The organism is Aquamicrobium sp. YD-1-mutant5, from assembly GCF_059509755.1.
The window spans coordinates 94,724-116,813 of the sequence record NZ_JCAKKP010000003.1; the positions used below are offsets into that span (position 1 = coordinate 94,724).

The 22,090-nt window shown below is 63.1% G+C and carries 20 protein-coding genes and 1 tRNA gene; 3 read left to right on the forward strand and 18 right to left on the reverse strand.

Features of this window, described 5'->3' with window-relative positions:
* Nucleotides 1–8 precede the first annotated feature (8 nt).
* Both AC5XE7_RS04720 and xylF read right to left on the reverse strand, forming a co-directional pair.
* On the reverse strand, nucleotides 9–1,325 hold the full coding sequence (locus tag AC5XE7_RS04720) for a sugar ABC transporter permease (protein ID WP_495365028.1): 1,317 nt from the start codon (nucleotides 1,323–1,325) through the stop codon (nucleotides 9–11).
* 223 nt (nucleotides 1,326–1,548) lie between these two features.
* Nucleotides 1,549–2,589, reverse strand: coding sequence for a D-xylose ABC transporter substrate-binding protein (gene xylF, locus AC5XE7_RS04725; RefSeq protein WP_183824398.1), 1,041 nt, complete (start codon nucleotides 2,587–2,589; stop codon nucleotides 1,549–1,551).
* 250 nt (nucleotides 2,590–2,839) lie between these two features.
* Here xylF and AC5XE7_RS04730 point away from each other — a divergent pair, with 250 nt between their 5' ends.
* Nucleotides 2,840–4,105, forward strand: coding sequence for an ROK family protein (locus AC5XE7_RS04730; RefSeq protein ID WP_495365029.1), 1,266 nt, complete (start codon nucleotides 2,840–2,842; stop codon nucleotides 4,103–4,105).
* On the opposite strand, the gene phoB is transcribed toward AC5XE7_RS04730, so the two are convergent.
* The 7 genes from phoB to AC5XE7_RS04765 form a co-directional block, all read right to left on the reverse strand.
* On the reverse strand, nucleotides 4,092–4,781 hold the full coding sequence (gene phoB / locus AC5XE7_RS04735) for a phosphate regulon transcriptional regulator PhoB (RefSeq protein ID WP_183824403.1): 690 nt from the start codon (nucleotides 4,779–4,781) through the stop codon (nucleotides 4,092–4,094). The genes AC5XE7_RS04730 and phoB overlap by 14 nt on opposite strands.
* Before the next feature lie 22 nt (nucleotides 4,782–4,803).
* A complete protein-coding gene (gene phoU / locus AC5XE7_RS04740; RefSeq protein ID WP_239799649.1) occupies nucleotides 4,804–5,511 on the reverse strand; it encodes a phosphate signaling complex protein PhoU in 708 nt (235 codons plus the stop codon).
* Nucleotides 5,512–5,549: 38 nt separating this feature from the next.
* Entirely contained in the window at nucleotides 5,550–6,371 is an 822-nt protein-coding gene (pstB, locus tag AC5XE7_RS04745) for a phosphate ABC transporter ATP-binding protein PstB (RefSeq protein WP_239799650.1), read from the reverse strand.
* 16 nt (nucleotides 6,372–6,387) lie between these two features.
* Nucleotides 6,388–7,713: a phosphate ABC transporter permease PstA gene (gene pstA / locus AC5XE7_RS04750; protein ID WP_495365030.1), complete on the reverse strand. Its 1,326-nt coding sequence runs from the start codon at nucleotides 7,711–7,713 to the stop codon at nucleotides 6,388–6,390.
* Nucleotides 7,710–9,179, reverse strand: coding sequence for a phosphate ABC transporter permease subunit PstC (pstC, locus tag AC5XE7_RS04755; RefSeq protein WP_183824411.1), 1,470 nt, complete (start codon nucleotides 9,177–9,179; stop codon nucleotides 7,710–7,712). The genes pstA and pstC overlap by 4 nt, the downstream gene beginning before the upstream one ends.
* A gap of 99 nt (nucleotides 9,180–9,278) precedes the next feature.
* On the reverse strand, nucleotides 9,279–10,316 hold the full coding sequence (locus tag AC5XE7_RS04760) for a PstS family phosphate ABC transporter substrate-binding protein (RefSeq protein ID WP_495365032.1): 1,038 nt from the start codon (nucleotides 10,314–10,316) through the stop codon (nucleotides 9,279–9,281).
* Nucleotides 10,317–10,623: 307 nt separating this feature from the next.
* Complete coding sequence (locus AC5XE7_RS04765; protein WP_495365033.1) at nucleotides 10,624–13,989, reverse strand: response regulator; 3,366 nt, start codon at nucleotides 13,987–13,989, stop codon at nucleotides 10,624–10,626.
* Nucleotides 13,990–14,160: 171 nt separating this feature from the next.
* On the opposite strand from AC5XE7_RS04765, the gene AC5XE7_RS04770 reads away from it, so the two are divergent.
* A complete protein-coding gene (locus AC5XE7_RS04770; protein WP_495365034.1) occupies nucleotides 14,161–14,517 on the forward strand; it encodes a hypothetical protein in 357 nt (118 codons plus the stop codon).
* Nucleotides 14,518–14,569: 52 nt separating this feature from the next.
* On the opposite strand, the gene AC5XE7_RS04775 is transcribed toward AC5XE7_RS04770, so the two are convergent.
* The 7 genes from AC5XE7_RS04775 to obgE form a co-directional block, all read right to left on the reverse strand.
* Entirely contained in the window at nucleotides 14,570–14,971 is a 402-nt protein-coding gene (locus AC5XE7_RS04775; protein WP_495365035.1) for a DoxX family protein, read from the reverse strand.
* A 66-nt stretch (nucleotides 14,972–15,037) separates the two neighbouring features.
* A complete protein-coding gene (locus tag AC5XE7_RS04780) occupies nucleotides 15,038–15,526 on the reverse strand; it encodes a hypothetical protein (protein ID WP_239799656.1) in 489 nt (162 codons plus the stop codon).
* Between the two features lie 113 nt (nucleotides 15,527–15,639).
* A tRNA-Glu gene (locus AC5XE7_RS04785) sits at nucleotides 15,640–15,714 on the reverse strand.
* A 95-nt stretch (nucleotides 15,715–15,809) separates the two neighbouring features.
* Entirely contained in the window at nucleotides 15,810–16,394 is a 585-nt protein-coding gene (locus AC5XE7_RS04790; protein WP_495365513.1) for a nicotinate-nucleotide adenylyltransferase, read from the reverse strand.
* Nucleotides 16,395–16,474: 80 nt separating this feature from the next.
* A complete protein-coding gene (locus tag AC5XE7_RS04795; protein ID WP_495365036.1) occupies nucleotides 16,475–17,761 on the reverse strand; it encodes a glutamate-5-semialdehyde dehydrogenase in 1,287 nt (428 codons plus the stop codon).
* Between the two features lie 101 nt (nucleotides 17,762–17,862).
* A complete protein-coding gene (proB, locus tag AC5XE7_RS04800; protein WP_495365037.1) occupies nucleotides 17,863–18,996 on the reverse strand; it encodes a glutamate 5-kinase in 1,134 nt (377 codons plus the stop codon).
* 4 nt (nucleotides 18,997–19,000) lie between these two features.
* Nucleotides 19,001–20,041: a GTPase ObgE gene (gene obgE, locus AC5XE7_RS04805; protein WP_495365038.1), complete on the reverse strand. Its 1,041-nt coding sequence runs from the start codon at nucleotides 20,039–20,041 to the stop codon at nucleotides 19,001–19,003.
* 143 nt (nucleotides 20,042–20,184) lie between these two features.
* Between obgE and AC5XE7_RS04810 the strand changes: the two genes are divergently transcribed.
* Nucleotides 20,185–21,045, forward strand: a complete 861-nt coding sequence (locus AC5XE7_RS04810) for an endonuclease/exonuclease/phosphatase family protein (protein ID WP_495365039.1) — start codon at nucleotides 20,185–20,187, stop codon at nucleotides 21,043–21,045.
* A gap of 32 nt (nucleotides 21,046–21,077) precedes the next feature.
* Here AC5XE7_RS04810 and AC5XE7_RS04815 read toward each other — a convergent pair whose 3' ends face one another.
* Nucleotides 21,078–21,671 (reverse strand): GNAT family N-acetyltransferase, encoded by a 594-nt coding sequence (locus tag AC5XE7_RS04815; protein ID WP_183824442.1) that lies wholly within the window; start codon nucleotides 21,669–21,671, stop codon nucleotides 21,078–21,080.
* 122 nt (nucleotides 21,672–21,793) lie between these two features.
* The gene (gene rpmA / locus AC5XE7_RS04820) at nucleotides 21,794–22,063 is read right to left on the reverse strand and encodes a 50S ribosomal protein L27 (protein ID WP_035027213.1); all 270 of its coding nucleotides are present in this window, start codon (nucleotides 22,061–22,063) and stop codon (nucleotides 21,794–21,796) included.
* Nucleotides 22,064–22,090: the final 27 nt, after the last annotated feature.

The following is a 22,090-nucleotide window of genomic DNA, read 5'->3' on the forward strand; positions in this document are numbered from 1 at the left end:
CGTTCCTCCTAGACCCGCTTGCGGTAGACGGTGTCGAGCCACACCGCGATGACCAGCACGGCACCGACGACGATGTTCTGCAGAGGCGAGTCGATGCCCAGCAGGACCATGCCCGATTGCAGCGACTGCATCAGCAGCGCGCCGAGCATCGCCCCGATGATGGTGCCGGAGCCGCCAGCCAGCGACGTGCCGCCGATGACGGCCGCCGCGATGACCAGAAGCTCGTCCAGCGTGCCCAGCGCATTGGTCGCCGCGTTGAGGCGGGCCGAGGAGATGGCTGCGCTGATCGCCACCAGCACGCCCATGATCATGAACACCTTCATGGTCACCCAGCGCGTGTTGATGCCGGCGAGGTTAGCCGCCTCCGGATTGCCGCCGATGGCGAACACGTAACGTCCGAATCGGGTGCGGTTGGTCACGAAGGTCATGATGATGCCGACCGCGACGGCCATCAGCACCGGAATGGCGATGCCATGGGCGATGAACAGCCCCCCTTCCGGCACCTCGATGCCCTGCGCCGCTGCATAGCGTCTCACGATGCCCACCGGCCATGGATAGGAATTGGCGACCCACACCGCGCCCACAATGGCGGCGCAGGCGACGCCCCCGAGCAGCAATTCGGCCCATACCGGCCGCAACGGGAAGCGGAACCGCTGGCGCTGGCGGCGGCCACTGACCATCAGAAAGGCGACGCCAAGACAGCCGGCCACGGCCACGACCCAGCTCCAGCTGGCGCCGATAGCGCCCAGCGGTCCACCGCCCATCAGCTGAAATGTTGCGTCGAGCGGCGCGACGGTCTGCCCGCTCGTCACCCACCACGCGGCACCACGCCAGATCAGCAGCCCGCCAAGGGTGACGATGAAGGCCGGCACTTCAAGATAGGCAATGATGAATCCCTGCAACGCGCCGATGAGGAGCCCCGCAAGGATGCCGCAGGCAAGGGCGATCACCCAGATCCACGGATCGCCCAGCGAAAAGCCGAACACGCGGATCAGGATCTGCGCCTGCAGCACGCCCATGACCATGCCGACGATGCCCTCCATGGAGCCCACCGACAGGTCGATGTTGCGCAGCACGATGACCAGCACCATGCCGGTTGCCATTATGGCCACGGAAGATGTCTGGACCGAGAGGTTCCACAGGTTGCGCGGCGTCAGGAACAGGCCGCCGGAAAGAAAGTGAAGCAGGAGCCAGATCAGCACCAGCGCCCCCAGCATGCCGAGCATGCGGGTGTCGAGCTCCGTCGCCTTGAGGAACTTCGCCAGCGGCCCGAGATCGGCCTCCCGCGCCCGGTCGCCCGTCGCTGCCGAGGTCGCATCACTCATGGTTTCCTCCCACCGGCCGGTTCTGGCCGTCAAATGCGCCGCACCATCATGCTAGACCAAATCCGGCAAAAGTGCACAGCGGTCTTGCAAACCGGGACAGCAAACGCCCCGGCCCGGCCAATCGCTTCGGAAATTTGAGGGTTTCATGCCGGGCGCGGCACCGCAGACAGCCATATCCTGCGGGAAGCGCAGGCACCCCAACGCTTCCCGTAAACTGGACAGCTCAGTCGCAGGCAGCGACACTGCCTGCCGCAACGCCCGTGCAGACCGCATCCTTGGTGATCCAGCCGGCATCGATGACGACGTTGAGATTGTCCCTGGTTATCGCAATCGGCGTCAGGAATACGGACTTGACCGTATTGCCGCCGGGCGTGGTGAAGTCCTGCACATTGGCGATAGCGGTCATTTCCTTGCCGTCGGCCAGTTCGCTGGCGATCTGGGCGGCATTCTTGCCAAGCTCGCGCGCATCCTTCCACACCGACACGGTCTGGGTGCCGAGCGCGATGCGGTTCAGCGCGGCATGGTCGCCATCCTGACCCGAAACCGGCACCGAGCCGGCAAGGCCCTGCGCCTGAAGTGCGGCGATCGCACCACCGGCAGTGCCGTCATTGGAGGCCACCACCGCATCGACCTTGTTGTCGTTGGCGGTCAGGAACTGCTCCATGTTCTTCTGGGCATTGGCCGGCAGCCAGCCATCAGTATAGGCCTCGCCGACATTCTTGATCGCGCCGGAATCCAGCGCTTCCTTCAGCACCTCGACCTGCCCGGAGAACAGGAAGTCGGCATTGGGATCGGCACCGGAGCCCTTGATGAAGACATAGTTGCCTTCCGGCTTCAGCTTGAACACCTCGCGGGCCTGCATGCGGCCCACTTCCTTATTGTCGAAGGTGAGATAGAAAACATCACTGTTCTCGATCAGGCGGTCATAGCCGACGACCGGAATGCCCTCGTCGAGCGCCTTCTGAACAGCCGGACCGATGGCCGAGGCATCCTGCGCCAGAATGATGAGAGCATTGGCGCCCTGGCTTATCAGGCTTTCGACATCGGTGAGCTGCTTGGAGGCGGACGATTGCGCGTCAGCCGATATGTACTTGTCGCCCGCCGCCTCGATCGCGGCCTTCATCGCCGCTTCGTCGGTCTTCCAGCGCTCTTCCTGGAAATTCGACCAGGACACGCCGATGACCTTGTCCTTCGCCTGTGCGGCGAGGGGAAGCGTCAGAGACAAGGCGACACCCGCCAGAATGGCAGCCGTAAAATTCCTCATGATTTCCTCCCTGCGCCCATGGGCGCGACGTTGTGACCCGTGAACAAGCCATGCCGGTGAACAAGTCGGGGCAAGGACTTTTTTCGAGCCTCGAAAAAATGTGGCGCAACGACCTGACCGTGTCAACGGATTTTCTGACCGTCCGTGAATTATTTCGAAACCCGAATTAAATAATGACAGCCTTCGCCGCTTCTGACAAAGTTCACGGCCTGCTATTCAACGTCGGCACGCAGGGAGGAAGAGTACAGTAATGACTGTTGGCATGCGGCACGACGATCTGCGCCGGCGCAACCGCGCCATGGTGATTTCGGCCGCGCGGCGTGGCGGACAGGTTTCCCGCACCGAAATCACGACTATCACGGGTCTCAGCCATTCCACCATCTCCGCTATTTCCGCCGACCTGATCGCCGAGGGCATTCTGGCGGAGGCCCGACAGGATGATGCCCCTGCCCTCAGACGCGGAAGGCCCCAGATCGGGCTCGAACTCGACCCCGCAGCAGCCAGCGTGGTGACGCTGATGCTTTCCCTCAACAACCTCTCCGCCGTCCGGCTCGATTATTCGGGATCTGTTCTGGACGAAGAGCAGTTGCGGCTCGACACGCGCGCCCTCTCCCGCGAGGCGCTGATCGGCGAATGTGTGGCAGTGCTTCAACGATGCCTTGCTCACCCCGCCGCAAAGGCTGGCCCGCCATTGCGTATCGTCTTTGCCGTTCAGGGCATCACCGACGCGGAAGCGCGTTCCATGCTGTGGTCTCCGATCACCCCGCACACGGACATCCCCTTCGCCGACATTCTGGAAGCGGAATTCTCTGTTCCCGTAACGGTGGAGAACGACTGCAACATGATGGCCGAGGCGCTGCGCTGGCGCGATCCGGCCCGCTATCGCGACGATTTCATCGCCATATTGCTCTCGCACGGCATCGGCATGGGGCTGGTGCTCAAGGGCGAGATGTTCACCGGCACCCATTCCTCAGGCGTCGAATTCGGGCACATGATCCATAGGCCGGACGGGGCGCTATGCCGTTGCGGGCGGCGCGGCTGTATCGAAGCCTATGCAGGAAGCTACGCCATCTGGCGCAGCGCCGCCGGCCATGACCAGAACGAGGAACCGCGGGGCGATATCGGGGAAGCGGAGATGCAGGCGCTGGCGGACGCGGCCCGGGACCATGAAGGGCGCGAGCGCGAGGCGTTCCGCATCGCAGGCGAAGCGCTCGGCTTCGGCCTCGGCAGCCTGTTTGCGCTTATCGACCCTGCCCCGGTGGCATTGGTCGGCCTCAATGCAGCCGCCTTCGACCTGATCGAACCGGCCCTGCGCGATGCCATCGCGCGCACTGCCGGCGGCCAGCATTCCGGCTCGATCAGCTTCAGCATCGAGCCGGACCAGATCGCCCTGCTGCGCGAAGGCTGTGCCATGCGCGCGCTGACTTACGTCGATGACAGGATTTTTGCCGGCGGACGGTCCCTGCAGGACGGCCCGGCCGCGCGTCACTCTTCTCTGCCCGTCACTCTTCCCTGATCGCGTAGCCTGAACCGCGAACGGTGCGGATCACGTCGGGCATGCGGCCGGTGTTGACCGCCTTGCGCAACCGCCCGACATGCACATCCACTGTGCGTTCGTCGATGTAGATCGTCTCGCCCCAGACATTGTCCAGCAACTGTCCGCGCGAGAAGACGCGACCGGGATGCTGCATCATGAATTCGAGCAGGCGGAACTCGGTCGGCCCCAGCCGGATCTCGCTCTTCTTGCGGTAGACGCGGTGCTGCTCGCGGTCGAGCACGATGTCGCCCACCTTGAGCACAGAGGACAGCACCTCGGGCTTAGCACGACGCAGAAGCGCCTTTACCCGCGCCACCAGCTCCGGCATGGAGAAGGGCTTGACCAGATAGTCGTCGGCGCCGGTGGAAAGGCCGCGCACCCGGTCGCTTTCCTCGCCGCGCGCAGTCAGCATGATAATGGGCAGCCGTTCGGTCTGCTCGCGCATGCGCAGGCGCCGGCACAGTTCGATGCCGGAGATCGCCGGCACCATCCAGTCGAGCACCAGAAGGTCCGGCACATTTTCCTGCAGCCGCAACTCGGCCTCGTCACCGCGTGTGACGATCTCGACCTGATAGCCTTCGGCTTCGAGGTTGTAGCGCAGAAGCACGCCCAACGGCTCTTCGTCCTCAACCACCATGATGCGGGGTGCGATCATGCTTCGTCTCCTCGATCCTGCTTCAAACCGCAGGTGCCGGTATGCCAGTCTCGTCCTGCTTGGGACGATGAGCCGGCAACTGCTCGCCGGTCAGCACATAATAGGCATTTTCGGCAATATTGGTCACGTGGTCGCCAATGCGCTCCAGGTTCTTCGCACAGAAAAGCAGATGCGTGCAGGCCGTGATGTTGCGCGCGTCCTCCATCATGTAGGTCAGCAGTTCGCGGAACACAGAGGTGTATTTGACGTCGACCAGCTCGTCCTCGTCGCGCAGCCGCACCAGCCCTTCCGGGTTGCGCGCGCCATATTCGTCGATGACGCCCTGCACCTGCTCAAGAACCAGTTCGGACATGTCTTCGATGGAGCGGGCGAAGGCGCGCGGCACGCTCGACTGCCCCACCGCATCGACGCGCTTGGCGATGTTCTTGGCCAGATCGCCAATGCGTTCGAGATCGCCGGCCATGCGGATCGCGCCCACGATGGCACGCAGGTCCTGCGCCATCGGCTGGCGCTTGCCGATCAGCGTGATGGCGCGGTCGTCCAGACGGCGCTGCAACTCGTCCATCACCGCATCCTCGGAGATGACGCGCTGGGCCAGCGCATTGTCCGGCACGATCAGACTCTGTGTCGCCTCATCGACCATGGACCCGGCCAGGCTGACCATGTCACGCACCAGCCCTTCGATCTCGCCAAGATCGTCGTCGAAGGCGGTCACCGTATGAGCACCCATTATACGTTCCTCGTCTGTTGGAATGGCCGCAGTAAGACTCAGCCGAACCGGCCGGTGATGTAGTCCTGCGTGCGCTTGTCGTCGGGGTTGGTGAACATCTTCTCGGTCGGGCCTTCCTCGACGAGATTGCCGAGATGGAACATGGCCGTGCGCTGCGAGACGCGCGCCGCCTGCTGCATGGAGTGGGTAACGATGACGATGGTGTAGTTCTCGCGCAGCTCGTCGATCAATTCCTCGACGCGCGCGGTGGCAATCGGATCGAGCGCCGAGCAGGGCTCGTCCATCAGGATCACTTCAGGCGACACGGCGATGGCGCGCGCAATGCACAGGCGCTGCTGCTGACCGCCGGAAAGACCGGTGCCGGCATCATGCAGGCGGTCCTTGACCTCGTTGAAGAGGCCGGCGCGCTTCAGGCTCGATTCCACCACCGCATCCATGTCGGCCTTGCTGCGGGCCAGACCGTGAATGCGCGGGCCATAGGCGACATTCTCATAGATCGACTTCGGGAACGGGTTCGGTTTCTGGAACACCATCCCCACGCGCGACCGCAGTTCCACCACGTCGATGTCGCGGTCATAGATGTCCTCGCCGTCGAGCGTGATCTTGCCCACCACCCGCGCATTGTCGATGGTGTCGTTCATGCGGTTCAGGCAGCGCAGGAAGGTGGACTTGCCGCAGCCCGATGGGCCGATCAGCGCCGTCACCTGATTCTGGCGGACCAGAAGATCCACATCGAACAGGGCCTGCTTGTCGCCATAGAAGACGCCGACCTTCTCGCCCCGCATCTTGATGGGTTCGTTGACGGCGGCCACCTTGGCGTTCACGGCATTTTCCAGAGTTGCTTCGCTCATAATGTTCACGATCTTTGTTCCTTAATTACCAGCGCCGTTCGAAGCGCCGGCGCAGCAGGATCGCGGCCAGGTTCATCGCGGCAAGGAAAAGCAGGAGGATGATGATGGCGCCGGAAGTGCGTTCCACGAAGGCACGTTCGGCTTCGTTCGCCCACATGTAGATCTGCACGGGCAGCGCGGTGGCAGGGTCCATCGGCGTGGCGGGATAGTCGGCCACGAAGGCCACCATGCCGATGAGCAGCAGCGGAGCGGTCTCGCCCAGCGCCTGCGCCAGACCAATGATGGTTCCGGTGAGAATACCGGGGGCTGCAAGCGGCAGAACGTGGTGGAACACGGTCTGCATCTTCGAGGCGCCGACACCCAGTGCACCGGAGCGGATCGAGGGCGGCACAGCCTTGAGGGCCGCGCGGGTGGCGATGATGATCGTCGGCAGCGTCATCAGTGTCAGCACGAGACCGCCGACCAGCGAGGCCGATCGCGGCAATCCCATGAAGTTCACGAACACCGCAAGGCCGAGCAGACCGAACACGATGGAAGGCACGGCCGCCAGATTGTTGATGTTGACCTCGATCAGGTCGGTCCAGCGGTTCTTCGGGGCGAACTCCTCCAGATAGATGGAGGCCGCCACGCCGATCGGCAGCGCCAGCGCCAGAACGATCAGCATCATGTAGACCGAGCCGATCAGCGCCACGCCCATGCCGGCGGTTTCCGGCCGGCTGGATGCGCCGAAGGTGAACAGGCCGCGGTTGAAACGCTCGACCATGGCGCCGTCGGCGGTCAGGGTCTTCATCCAGGCGACCTGCTTGTCCTTGACCTTGCGGCGCGACTCGGGAACCGACATGTCGATCTGGCCCTTATGGGCGGAGTCGACGTCCGCGGCAGCCAGCACCCACACATTCTGCGTGGTGCCGATGATCGACGGATCGGCGATCACCATGTCACGGAGTTGCGTGCGCACGCCCTGCGAGATCATGCCGGACAGGAGGCGCAGGTCAGCCCTGTTCTCCTCGGCTTCGACATCCAGCCCTAGCTTTGCGGCAAGAGCATTGCGCGCCAGCAGCGGATAGTTGGCGGTAGCCAGCACATTGGCATCGCTGTCGCGCTTGCCTTCCGGGTCGATGACGCCGGCATCAAAGGTAACCGGCAGGCTGATCGAGGTCTGCCAGAAGGCGGTATAACCACCCCTGATGACCGTGAACATCAGGGCGCCGAGGAAAAAGATGCCGATGGCGATTGCCGCGATACCGTAGAAGCGGAACCTGCGCTCGGCGCGGTAGCGGCGCTTGAGGCCGATGTCGCGGCGGGCCGGAGCGGTGGCCGTCACGGTGTTGTCGAACGGGATGTCGGTCATTCGTACTGTTCCCGATATTTGCGCACGATGTAGAGCGCCAGCACATTCATGCCGAGCGTGATGACAAAGAGGGTGATGCCGAGGGCGAAGGCCACCAGCGTCTGCGGCGAGGTGAATTCAAGGTCGCCGGTCAGCTGGTTGACGATCTTGACGGTGATGGTGGTCATCGCCTCACCCGGATTGATGGTGAGGTTGGCGGCCACGCCTGCGGCAAGCACCACGATCATGGTTTCACCGATCGCCCGTGAGGCCGTCAGCAGCAGCGCGCCGACGATACCCGGAAGCGCTGCCGGCAGGATGACGTTGCGCACCGTTTCTGAGCGCGTGGCGCCAAGGCCGAGCGAGCCATCATTGAGAGAACGCGGCACCGCGCTGATGATGTCGTCGGAGAGCGAGGACACGAAGGGGATGAGCATGATGCCCATGACCAGACCCGCCGTCAGCACGCTCTGCGCCGCGATGAAGGGCTGGCCGCCCGACAGCGCCGCCGAAATGTCGCGCAGCAGCGGACCGACCGTCACCAGGGCGAAAATACCGTAGACGATGGTGGGAATGCCGGCGAGCACTTCCAGCACCGGCTTCACGATCGAGCGCACTTTCCGGGACGCATATTCCGACATGTAGATGGCTGCGAACAGGCCGACCGGCACAGCGAACAGCATGGCCACCAGCGCGATGTAAAGCGTACCGGCAAGCAGCGGGATCAGACCGAACTGACCGGTCGCGCCGCCCGAACCGGCCGCAGCGAAGCGCGGGTCCCACACCGTTCCGAAGAAGAAATTGGAGAGCGGCACGGACTGGAAGAAGGACAGCGTCTGGAACAGCATCGACAACACGATGCCGACGGTGGTGAGGATGGCGACGGTCGAGGCCGCGATCAGGCCCCACAGCATGACCCGCTCGACATTGTTGCGGGCGCGGCGGCGAAGCGTGATGCCCGACAGCCCGAACCATGCACCTGCCAGCGAAATCAGGATTGCGCCGATGGCGGACCAGAGGGACGAGGCGTCGCTCATCGATCTGTAGGATTCAGCGGCGGGCACCATATAGGGCTCGCCATTCGAGGCCAGCGCCAGACCCTTTGTGGCAAACAGTGCCTTGAGGTCTGCCTGACCGGAACGCACCTGCTCGATTTCAGCGGCGTCAAGCCGGCGCAGGCCGTCGCCGATCGCGTAGATGGTGCCCATCGTCAGCGAACGGTTCACATCCGGTGCGGAGGTCACCTGCCCGGGCAGGCCGCGCCACACGGCGCTGTCGATATAAAGCGGGCTTGCCGCTTTCCAGATCGCAAAAAAGAGGAGGGCCGGGAAGATCGCAAGGACCAGCGCGTAGGAGCCATGATAACCCGGCAGGGAATGCTGCTTGACGCCGGGTTGCGGCTCCAGCCGCGAGGCGCGCATACGCGCCACGAGAAAAGCCACCACGCCGATGATCAGAACGATGGCAAGAACCCAGGAAACGCTCATGAAGTCTGTCCAATTGGCTTTCAGGGGCAGGCCCTGGATTGCTTCACGCCTAAGATGGCAGGGGCGCGCCTTGGATGGCGCGCCCCGAACCGGTTCTGATCAGAGGGTCTTGCCGGCTTCGAAAGCCGAGCGCTGCTCATCGCGCTCCGCATCGGGGGCCGACACCAGACCGTACTCGGCCAGCGGGCTCTCAGGGCCGACCATGTCGTCGGAGAGGAAGAAGTTCACATACTCCTTCAGGCCCGGAACGACGTCGAGGTGAGCCTTCTTCACGTAGAAGAACAGCGGACGCGACACCGGATATTCGCCCTTGGCGATGGTCTCGACCGAGGGGCTGACGCCTTCGACGGTGGCGACCTTCAGCTTGTCGGCGTTGTTTTCGTAGAAGGCGAGGCCGAACACGCCAACGCCGGTCTTGTTGGAGTCGATGCGGGCCAGCGTCTCGGTGTAGTCGCCATCGATGTCGACAGCCTTGCCGTCCTTGCGAACCGCGATGCAGGCAGCAGCAGCGGCCTTGTCGTCAGCGCCGGTTGCCTTGATGGCTTCGAGAGCGCCGGCTTCCTTGCAGCCTTCCGTCATCAGCTTCTCTTCGAAGACTTCGCGGGTGCCGTGCTTTTCACCGGGGATGTAGGCAGCGATATCCCAGTCCGGCAGGGCCGGGTTCACTTCGTTCCACTTGGCGACCTTGTTGTCGACCAGCTTGCCATCGACGACGACCTGAGCGGCGAGCGCCTTGTAGATGTCCTGCGCGGTCAGGGCCCAGTCGGGACCGTTGATGTCGGTGGCGAAGACGATGCCGTCATAGCCGATGCGCACTTCCTGGATGTCGGTGACGCCAGCATCAGCACAGGCCTTCACTTCCGATTCCTTGATCGGGCGCGAGGAATTGGCGATGTCGATGGTGTTCTCGCCGACGCCCTTGCAGAATTCCTTGAGGCCGCCCGAAGAGCCGCCCGATTCCACGACCGGGGTCTTGAAGTTCGAGTAAGCCTCGGAGAAGTTCTCGGCGACGATCTTGGCATAGGGAAGAACGGTCGACGAACCAGCGATCTGGATCTGGTCGCGCGCCGAGGCGAAGCCGGCCGTCGCGGCCAGTGCGAGCGCCGCAACCGACGCGGTGAGAAGGTATCTGTTCATGTGGCCTGCTCCTGTTCGGATGATCTGGCAGCGCTCTTTTCCTAGCGCCCGGTGTGGCCAATAGACCCCGATTATTACAGTCGCATGACAGTTTCGTGTCGGTCCGGTAAAGCTTGCCGCGCAAGGCTTTTTTGCGCGAAAGCCGATCGGTTTGCCCGCCGGATGCGCAAACTGCCTATGTGGTTGTTATCCTGAAATTTGTAGCGGCGGAGGGCGGCGCTGAAGATGCAGAAAACGCGCCTGCGAAAAACAGCCCCGTTTTCCGCCTGATCCGCAGGCTGTCTGCAAGCCGGGAAGGCGCCGCACTTCAGCGGTGTTGTTTTTCCGCCGCGCCGGAGGGCCCCAGCCAGCGCTCGAGCTTGGCCATGAGCGCCCGGGGGCTGACAGGTTTCGGCAGATAATCGTCCATTCCGCACTCCAGGCACCGCTCCCGGTCGCCCTTGAGCGCATGCGCAGTCACGCCAACGATCGGTACATGCGCCCCGTCGGGTCCTTCGCTCATCCGGATGCGGCCGGTGGCCTCGTAGCCGTTCATCTGCGGCATCGAAACATCCATCAGGATCATCCGCGGCCGCATCCGGTGGAATGCCTCCACGGCGAGCCGTCCATTCCCCACGATCTCGAAGCTGTAACCGCTGTCGCACAGGATCTGGGTAAACACGAGCTGGTTCACCTCATTGTCCTCGGCGACGAGAATGTCGAGGCGGTCATCCTGCGCTTCACCATGGAGGAGCGAGGTCGCCGCAGGCACCGCCTCGCGGACGGGCTCCACAGTCTCGCTTGCGGGTTCCGGAGATTGTTCCGCCTCATCAGAGATGGAAAGGCTCCGCTGGCGCTGGATCGCCTCCACCATGGTCTGCAGCAAGGTGGAGGACCGGACCGGCTTGGTCAGATGCGCATGAATGCCGAGATCACGGCACTGTGGATCGGCAATGGAATGATCCACTGAAGTCAGCAGGATGATCGGCACGTCGCGCAGGCCTGGATCGCTGCGCACCGCGGCAGCCACATCCGGGCCATTCATGCCGGGCATCTGATAGTCGAGCACGATGCACTCGACCCCCAGCCCCCGCGCGACGGCCGCTTTCAGAACCTTCAGTCCTTCCACGCCGTTCGCCGCAGCACAGGAATCGAACGCCCACGCCTGCATCTGCTCGGTCAGGATCGCGCGGTTGACGGCATTGTCGTCGATGATCAGCACGCGCGCGCCGGTTACATCGACGGGCAGCACCGGCCCCGCTGCCGCACGGCTTCCCTTTTCCAGCGGAATATCGAACCAGAAGGTTGAGCCCCGGCCGGCTTCGCTTTCCACGCCGATCTCGCCTCCCATCAGCGCCACGAGGCGCGACGAGATGGCAAGGCCGAGACCGGTGCCCTCATGCCGCCGCGTCGAAGACCCGTCGACCTGGCTGAACTTGTCGAACACCATCGCCAGCTTGTCGGAAGGAATTCCGATGCCCGTATCTGTTACCGCAAAATGCAGAGTGGCCGGACCGTCTGCCTGGCAAGCCGATACGTCGACCAGCACATGGCCGTGGTCGGTGAACTTCACCGCGTTACCGAGCAGATTGAGCAGGATCTGGCGAATGCGGCCCGCATCCCCCAGAAAACACGTCTCCATGCCGGGTTCGAGGCGAACGACAAGCTCCACGTCCTTTTCGCGGGCGCGGGCGGCCACCAGCGCAACCGCGTCTTCAACCACCTCCCCCGCTTCAAAGGAGGCCCTCTCCAGTACCATCTGGCCGGCATCGATCTTCGAAAAGTCGAGAATGTCGTTGATGATCGAAAGCAGGGCATTGCCCGATTTGACAATGATGTCGGTAAACGTCTTCTGCTTCGGATCGAGATCGGTCTTCGACAGAAGCTCAGCCATGCCAAGCACCCCGTTCATCGGCGTCCGGATCTCGTGGCTCATATTGGCCAGGAACTCGGATTTGGTGCGGTCCGCCTGCTCCGCGCGCTGGCGCGCATCCACCAGCTCCGCCTCGCGCAGCTTCAGTTCGGTGATATCGGTCGTGGAGCCGATCAGATAGCACGAGCCGTCCGAGGCTTTCATCGCGCTCTTGCGCGCGAACTGATAGCGGACCTTCTGACCCGCCCCGACGACCATTTCCTCGCCTTCCTGCGTATCGCCGGTGCGCAACACGGCCAGATCGCTGCCTGTCATCTCCCGGCCATGGATGCCGAACAGCTCCATGTCGGTCTTGCCGACGGCTTCCGCCGAGCTGATACCCGTCAGCTCGGTCCAGCCGCGATTGACGTAGAACAGCCGGAGATCCTCATGCTTGGCATAGATGGAAACCGGAACGTTATCGATGAGGCCGCGAAACAGCTCGTTCTCGCGCATGGTTGCGCGCAGCGCTTCCTCACGATCCTTCAGCGCGGTGATGTCGTAATAGGAGATCAGCCTGCGCCCGCCGGAAAGGGCGGTCACGGAATAGATCATGGTGAGACCATCGGCCCGGCGGAATTCGCGCGGCAGCACCTCGCCGCTTCTGATTTCCGCCTCCCGGCCTGCAACGTATTCCTCCCATTCGCGGTCCTCCACACCGTAGATACCCGTGTGGCGATCGGCTTCAAGCAACGCGCGGAAGGCGTCGCCACCGACCTGAGCGGGAGAAAGGTTCCAGAGCTTCCAGAAAGCGTTGTTGACCAGTTCCACATTCAGATGCTCGTCGACGATGACGATCGCCATGTCGAGCGAGTTCACCATCATTTCGAGGTCGAACCGCAACGCCCTGCTTCTGGCTTCAGCCCGGAGAGCCTCCGCCTTGTGCCCCTCCAACTCTGTCACATCGCTGCAGGTGGAAATGCGCATTCCCGTGTCGGTACGGATCGCACGGCTGAGAAGCACGCGACCATTGGTGAACCGGATCAGACTGGACTGATCGGAAGCACTGGCACGGGCCTGCAGCATGTTATCGCGCCAGACAGGCCCTTCGAGACCTTCGGTATCCCACACACCACGCTCAAGTCCGGCATCGAGAATATCGGAATATGAAATGCCCGGTCTGATCACATCGGCAAGAGAACAATAAAGCCGCAGCAGGGCATCATTGTGAAGCACCAGCAAGTCGTTCTCGTCGTAGAGGCACATGGCCTCATTGATCGCGTTGAGCGCCGCAAGGGCCTGTCGCGTTTCGCGAACGGCCGTGGCGGGCGCGGGTACAAGGTCGCGCACCTGTTCAGCGATAGCCGTTATATTGCGCGCGGTGCCCCGGTAGCCGGTGAAGCGCCCATCCGCGTCGAAACACGGCTCGCCGCTGGTGGAAATCCAGCGGCATTGCTGTGTGCCGTTCTTCAACTCATAAACGAAATCACGGAAGGCTTTGTGACTTTGCAAGTCGTTCAGGTGGGCAATTGCCTTTTCATTGCCATGCCGGACCCGATCCATGAAATCGAAACGAAGGCGGCCGATCATGTTCTCCGGCGGAATGCCCGTCGCCGCCAGATAATTGTCTGAAAAACGGATAAAGCGCAGGTCCGGTCCGGTTTCCCAGGACCAGCTCAAATTCGCATCGGTCTCGGCCGGATGATGAGACGGGTCGGCATCTGAAACGAGGTCGTCGCCATGCGGGACGCAGGCAGATGCATCCACGCCGTGCTGCCGGATCGGCCCCTGCGCATTCCCCATATGAATCCAGCCCTGATCCTCCCGCCGGATACTCCGCATATACATCTTCGGAGCGCGGAAATGTCAGGCTAGCGGCAGGTTTCTCATTAGGCAAGGCAGACACTTGGAACTTATGCCCTATCTATGGATGCATATCTGCAACTTCGGGCCTGCAGGACTGCTTTGTCCACATTGCCATCGGCCGGATGTCGCGCTATCGGATTGAACAACATGGTCAGACTGACGCCGCTCCCGATGCTCCTCCTCTCGGCAAGCCTGCTTGCAGGCAGCGGCTGCGCGCGCACGGACGACGGCACCGTGATGATCCCGAAGCAGGTCGATGCGCGGCGTATCTGGGATCGCGGTCCCTCCGGGACCCAGACCCCGCCCGTACAGAGCGGCTCGACCTTCGCGCCGGTCGCTTCGCCGCAATATCAGCCGTCACGCGGGACACGCTCCGCACCTTCCCGGCGTAATGCATCCGCACGACCGGACCAGCATTCGCCCTCCTCTTCGGCCCCCGCGAAACCGATTTCCTGCGGTCCCGCGCAGGATGCCGGCGGGCGCATACAGATGGTGTGCGACTGAACACACGCTCCGTAAACCGCGTCAGGAGCAGGCTGGCCGGGCAGCGTAAATTTCAGGACTTGCGCACGGAAGCGCAGGCCGCGACCATGAGCGCGCCGATCACCGTGATGTGCTCAATGACGACATAGAACTCTATCGTCCTGATGGGTTCTTCCATCGCCCAGAAATTATGCGCCAGCGAAATGGTGAGAGCGGTGAAGACGGCGAGCGCGCCCGCCCCCAGCCATGCCCATCGGTTGAAGATGATCAGCAGCGATCCGCCGATCTGCACGACGATGGTCGCTATGTTGAACAGCCAGCCGGGTTCGAGCCCGAAATGGACCATTTCGCCGACCCCGGCATTGAAATCGATCAGCTTGGCGAGGCCGCTCGACCAGAACATGAACGTCAGCACGATCCGGGCAAGATAGCCGAACCATCCGGAACCCAGTATGGCATTGATGATCTGCGGCATGAAACGCCCTCGTCTCGCATTGACGGCGCGCATGAAATCATCATGCCCGGATGCGCGCAAGCGCGCTCACCTGAGCATGAAGTTCCAGAACAGGCAGCAGAGCGTGAGTGCCGCAAACCCTGAGAATGCGAGGCTGCGCAGCAGGACATTGCGGCGCAGGCTGTTCAGCGCCAGATGGCATCCCACGATCGCCACGGCAAACAGGAAGCGCCAGTCGCCAAGCGTGTTCAATATGCTCGACTGGCCGAACGCCCAGCGGGCAAGCACGCTGCCGACAATGGCCGCCAGCAGGGCGATAGCCGTCCACATCAGGGCGTCCGCGGCATTGACCAGAACGATGCTCGCCGCCTTCAGCGGCAGGATCATCATGAGCATGGCGCTGAAGAAATAGATGGCGGCCAGCGGCAGGAAATTCTGGGCCGAGGCGATCGCGTCGAGACGGCGCACGCCGACCAGCCCGAACGGATAGCCATGACGTGCGACGGCAAGGCTGAGTGCCATCAACAGGCCGCTGAAGACGGCGATCAGGACGAATGACGTAACGGCCTTGCTCATGACGGACCCATGCAACAGATAAGGAACTTCCATAGGGGTGGTAGCGCACCACGCCCGCCGCTGCCAAGCCGCGACACGCATTCCGCAGATGAGGAAAAACCCGGGAAAAGAGTTGGTACGCCCAAGGGGAATCGAACCCCTGTTTGCGCCGTGAGAGGGCGCCGTCCTGACCGCTAGACGATGGGCGCAGCCGAGGTCCGCGATATAGGCTGCCGGATCATAAAAAGCAACAGCCTCAATCCCATTTCCTCAACATGCCCGGAAAAAGATGAAGCCCCCCGTTTCAGCCGCGTCCGTTGCGGATGGCGGTCGAGGACAGCGTCGAGCGCGGCCCGTGGATGAAGGTCCATGCGGGCGCTTTCATGCGCGCCAGACGCGGCGCGTTCATTTCGTCGACACGTGCGTAGTCGAAGGACCGGGCAACCACCGATGACAGGAACGACAATGTCGCTCCCGGCCGGTCGATCACCGCGATGGGAAAGGTCATCATAATGTCGCGCCAGCGTTCCCAGCGATGGAAATCGCGCAGGCTGTCGGCACCCATGATCCAGACGAAATCGACGCCGGGGTTGCGGGCCCGCACCAGCGCCAGCGTATCGGCCGTATAGCGCACATGGTGAGCCGCCTCGAAGGCGGTGACCTTGATGCGCGGATTGCGCGTGATCGCTTCGGAACGCGCGATCCGATCTTCCAGCGGCGAAAGCTCGCGCGTGCTCTTCAGCGGATTGCCGGGGGTGACCATCCACCAGAGCTGATCGAGTGCCAGTCTTCGCAGCGCAATTTCCGCGACCAGCACATGACCGGCATGGGGCGGATTGAAGGAGCCGCCGAAAAGCCCGACCTGCATGCCCTTCTCGACATGCGGCATGCGCAGATAGGCGGATTGCACCGATTGGCCGTGCATGGTCCCGCCTCCCCGAAAGCCTGCTTAAAACCGGTGCGCGGCGGTCAAGGCCGCACCTGCCCCGATCCGCGCACCCGATATTTGAACGAGGTCAGTTGCTCGACGCCCACCGGCCCGCGCGCATGCATCTTGCCGGTGGCGATGCCGATCTCCGCGCCCATGCCGAATTCGCCGCCATCCGCGAACTGGGTGGAAGCATTGTGCAGCAGGATCGCGGAATCGATCTCGTTGAAGAATTTCTCCACCGCCGCCGCATCCTCCGCCACGATCGCCTCGGTGTGATGCGAGGAAAAGGTTTCGATGTGCTCGATGGCACCGGCAACTCCATCCACCAGCTTCACGGAAATGATGGCATCGAGATATTCGGTGCGCCAGTCATCTTCCGTGGCCGGTGTCGCATCCGCAAACAGGGCCATCACCTCCTTGTCGGCGCGGATAGTGCAACCGGCATCGCGCAGCGCCGTCAGCACCGGCACAAGATGCGTTCCAGCCACAGCACGATCGACAAGCAGCGTTTCCGCAGCACCACAGATGCCGGTGCGGCGCATCTTAGCGTTGACGGCAAGCTTCACCGCCATGTCGAGGTCAGCCGACCTGTCGATGTAGAGATGGCAGATGCCTTCCAGATGCGCGAACACCGGCACGCGCGCTTCGGTCTGCACCCGCTCGACGAGGCTGCGGCCACCGCGCGGAATGATCACGTCGAGATTGCCGCCCAGACCCTTCAGCATCTCGCCGACGGCGGCGCGGTCGCTGACCGGCACGAGCTGGATGGCGTCCTGCGGCAGACCGGCCGCCTTGAGCCCTTCGACGAGACAGGCGTGAATGGCGCCGGATGAATTCAGCGAATCCGAGCCGCCGCGCAAAATGACCGCATTGCCGGCCTTGAGGCACAGCGCGCCAGCATCCGCCGTCACATTGGGCCGGCTTTCATAGATCACGCCGATGACGCCGAGCGGCGTGCGCACGCGCTCGATGTGCAGGCCGTTGGGGCGATCCCAGCCGGCGATGACATCGCCCACCGGGTCGGGCAGTTCCGCAATCGTCCTGATGCCGTCGGCTATGGCGCGGATGCGCTGCGGGTCGAGCTTCAGCCGGTCCAGCATCGCCGGCGAAAGACCAGCCTCCCCGCCATTGGCCATGTCGATGGCGTTGGCGTTCAGGATTTCCGCCTCGCCGCGCACGATGGCATCGGCCATGGCAACCAGCGCGGCATGCTTGCGCTCTGCTGAAGCGATGGCCAGTGGCCGGGCCGCGGCCCGCGCCTTGCGGCCGATTTCGGCCATCAACGCCACAGTGTCCTGACGGGAGTTGTCATTCATGTTCAGCATGGTCCCAACTCCGATCAGAGCTAGAGCATTTTGCAGCCGAATGGAAACATTCGGCGTCGCATAAATGCGGCAAAAACAAACAACTAGATCGTTGCATCGATCTAGATTTCAAATCCGTTACCATTCACCACGAGGTCGTCCCGGTGTATCATGGCCGAGCGGGCCTCATAGCCGAGCACGGCTTCTATCTCCGCCGTCTTCAACCCGGCAATTCTTACGGCATCGGCGGCATCGTAAGCAACCAGACCGCGCGCGATCTCGCGGCTGTCGACCCCGAGGATGGCCACCGTGTCGCCGCGCGAGAAGTTTCCGGCCACCTGCCGCACGCCGGCCGGCAGCAGCGACTTGCCCGAAAGCAGCGCCTTCACCGCGCCGTCATCCACCGTCAGGCGCCCGGCTGGTTCAAGCTGGCCGGCGATCCATGTCTTGTAGCCCTTTACCGGATGGGCGCTCGGCCTGAACAGCGTGGCGCGCTCGCCGCGCTCGATCGCCATCAGTGGCGACTGGCGCGTGCCGGCGGTGATGATCATCGCCGTGCCAGCGCCGGTGGCGATCTTGCCGGCATCGAGCTTGGTGCGCATGCCGCCGCGCGACAGTTCGGAAGCCGCTGCCCCGGCCATCGCCTCGATATCGGGCGTGATGCGCTCGACCACCGGAATGAACTTGGCATTGGGATCGATCGCCGGCGGCGCGGTGTAGAGCCCGTCAATATCGGACAGCAGCACCAGCAGGTCGGCGCCCATCATGGTGGCGACACGGGCCGCCAGCCGGTCGTTGTCACCATAGCGGATTTCCGAAGTGGCGACGGTGTCGTTCTCGTTGATGACCGGCACCGCCTTCATCTTGAGCAATGTCGAGATGGTGGCGCGGGCATTGAGATAGCGCCGCCGCTCCTCGGTGTCACCGAGCGTCAGCAGGATCTGGCCCGATGTCAGCCCATGCCTGCCAAGCGCCTCGGCCCATGCACCCGCCAGCGCGATCTGGCCGACGGCGGCCGCGGCCTGGCTTTCCTCCAGCTTCAGCGCCCTGCGCCCCAGACCAAGCATGGTGCGGCCGAGCGCGATGGCCCCCGACGAAACGACAAGGATTTCGGCCCCGTTTGCCGTCAGCGCGCCGATGTCGTCGGCCAGCGAGTCCAGCCAGTCGCGCTTCAGCCCCGTGTTGCGGTCGACCAGCAGGGCCGAGCCGATCTTCACCGTGATGCGGCGATAGTCCTTCAGCGAAAGAGCACTCATGCGATCAGACTTTCCAGCGGTCTTCGTCTTCGCCGGTTTTGGGTGACGCGAGCGCGCGCGCCTCCTCGACCACCGCCATGAGGGCCCGCAGCACCGCCTCGACGCCCTCGCCCGTTGCGGCCGAAAGCAGGAGCGGAGCCGAGCCACAGGCGCGCTTCAGTGTCGCCAGCTTTTTCTTGCGCTCATCCGCATCGATTGTATCGACTTGACTGAGCGCCACGATTTCCGGTTTTTCAGCGAGGCCGTTGCCATAAGCTTCAAGCTCGCCGCGCACGGTCTTGTAAACCTTGCCGGGATGCTCTTCCTGTGCCGACACCAGATGCAGAAGCACGCGCGTGCGCTCGACATGGCCGAGGAAGCGGTCGCCGATGCCGATGCCTTCATGCGCGCCTTCGATCAGGCCTGGAATATCGGCAATGACGAACTCGCGCGCGTCGATGCGCGCCACACCGAGCCCCGGATGCAGCGTGGTGAAGGGATAGTCGGCGATCTTCGGCTTCGCCGCCGTTACCGTGGCCAGAAATGTCGATTTTCCGGCATTGGGAAGCCCCACCAGACCGGCATCGGCAATCAGCTTCAGCCGCAGCCAGATGCTTTTTTCAACACCCGGAAGGCCGGGGTTGGCGCGCCGCGGCGCCTGATTGGTGGAAGTCTTGAAATGCTGGTTGCCGAACCCGCCATTGCCGCCCTTGGCCAGCAGGTAGCGCTGGCCGGGCTCGGTCAGGTCGCAGATCAGCGTTTCGTTGTCGTCCTCGAAAATCTGGGTTCCGGCCGGCACCTTCAGCACCACATCGGCGCCCTTTGCGCCGGTCAGATTACGGCCCATGCCGTGAACGCCGGTTTTGGCCTTGAAATGCTGCTGGTAGCGATAGTCGATCAGCGTGTTGAGCCCGTTGACGGCCTCGGCCCAGACATCGCCGCCGCGACCGCCGTCACCGCCGTCGGGACCACCGAACTCGATGAACTTTTCCCGGCGGAACGACACCGAACCGGCACCGCCATCGCCGGAGCGTATGTGAACCTTGGCCTGATCGAGGAATTTCATCGGACTCCAGCGCTTTCGCTGCTCTTGCGTTTCGTGAAAGTGCCCTTCACTAACCTATGGTGTGGCGAAGTGCGAGTGCGCTTATGCCGAAATGAGCATAAGCGGAAAATGTCGGCCTCGGCAGCCGGCGGAGTAGGAAGCAGATGAAGCTGGTCAACTACAATGTGCAGTTCGGCGTCGGGCGCGACGGCAAGGTCGGGCTGGAGCGCACCGCCGCCAGTGTTGCTGGCGCCGACATCATCGCCCTGCAGGAAGTGACCCGCAACTACCCCACCAATGGCGGCATCGACATGGTCGCGGAGCTGACCGCCCTGCTGCCTGATCATCACCATGTCTATGGCGCGGCCATGGACATCGATTTCGGCGCTCTGATGCCGGAACCTCCCAGACCCGCGATCCGCTTCCAGTTCGGCAACATGCTGTTGTCGCGCTGGCCGATCGTCTCCTGCCGCAACCTGTTCCTGCCCCGCAGCCGCACCTACGACAAGGCCAATCTCCAGCGCGCAGCACTTGAAGGGCTGATCGTCACGCCGCTTGGTCCTCTGCGCATCTACAGCACCCATCTCGACCACGTCAGCGCTGAGGAACGGATCATGCAGATCCGCCACCTGAAGGAACGCCTCTTCGCTTATCCGATGGAGGGCGGCGCCATCACCGGCGCCGGCGAATACGGCTTTCCCGAGCCACCCTGCCCGGAAGATTTCGTGCTGATGGGCGATTTCAACATGCGCCCCGGCGAGCCCGAATACGCGGAGATGACAGGCAGCCCCGACACGCTATTCGGCCGCCGCATCGTTGCCCATCACCCCGTCGACACCTCGCGCCTTGCCGGTCCCGCTCCGGAGGGAAGCGTGAGCTGGACCGATCTTTCCGGCGCCGGCCAGCATTCGCGGCTCGACTACTGCTTCGTCTCCGCAGGCCTTGCGGGACGGGTGAAGAATTGCTGGATCGACAACGACGCCGACGGCTCTGACCACCAGCCGGTGTGGACGGAACTCGCATAGAGCCTCGGACCGAAAGGCGTCGCGCCTGCGGGTCACGAGCGGGCCCAGGACCGCAGGCTGGACCAGGTGCGGCGGTCGAGCCGGTAGCGCTCAATCGGCACCTTGCCGGCGATGATCGAGTTCAGCATGCCCTGCCCGGCATACTGGAAGCCGCACTTGTGGATCACCCGGCGCGAGGCCGGATTGATGACCCGGCAGGACGCATGCAGCGTATTGATCTCCGTGACCCGGAAAGCGAGGTCGACCAGTGCATGCGCGGCTTCCGTGGCATAGCCCTTGCCCCAGTGCGGCTCGCCGATCCAGTAACCGAGTTCAAGGCCGCGCTCGTTGCGGGTGAGCCCCGCGCAGCCGACCAGCGCGCCGTTGTCGGCAAGGGTGAGCGCATAGACGACACCGCCCAGACCGGCCAGCTTGCTGGTGGCAACAAAGCTGCGGGCCTCCGCCTCGCCATAAGGATGCGGCATGCGCCCGAGCATCTCGGCGACGCGGCGGTTGTTCGCCAGTTCGGCGAGATCCTCCACGTCCTCCTCATGCGGTGCACGCAGAACCAGACGCTCGGTGACGAGCACCGGGCAGTCTATTCTCAGATCGTAGTAATCTTCGGCGTCTTCCTTCTCGACGACCATGGCCTGATCCCTCCAGGGCAAAGAAAAAGGGGAGATGGCGACCCATCTCCCCTGATCCTTTTCTGGTCTGACCAGACACCGGTTCCCGAGATGGGGCGCCGGTGTTGTGGTGCGGAAACCGGCTACTCCGCGGCTTTCGGCATCGGGTTTACCGACACGTAGGTTCGGCCGTTGGCTTTCTTCGCAAACGACACGGCACCTGCTTCAAGAGCGAAAAGGGTATGATCCTTGCCCATGCCGACATTGACGCCGGGATGCCATTGGGTGCCGCGTTGACGAATAATGATGTTGCCGGGAATCACGGATTCCCCGCCGAACTTCTTCACGCCAAGGCGCTTCGACTCCGAATCGCGACCGTTGCGCGACGAACCGCCAGCTTTCTTGTGTGCCATCTTGATGCTCCTTTGCGCCGTTTCAGG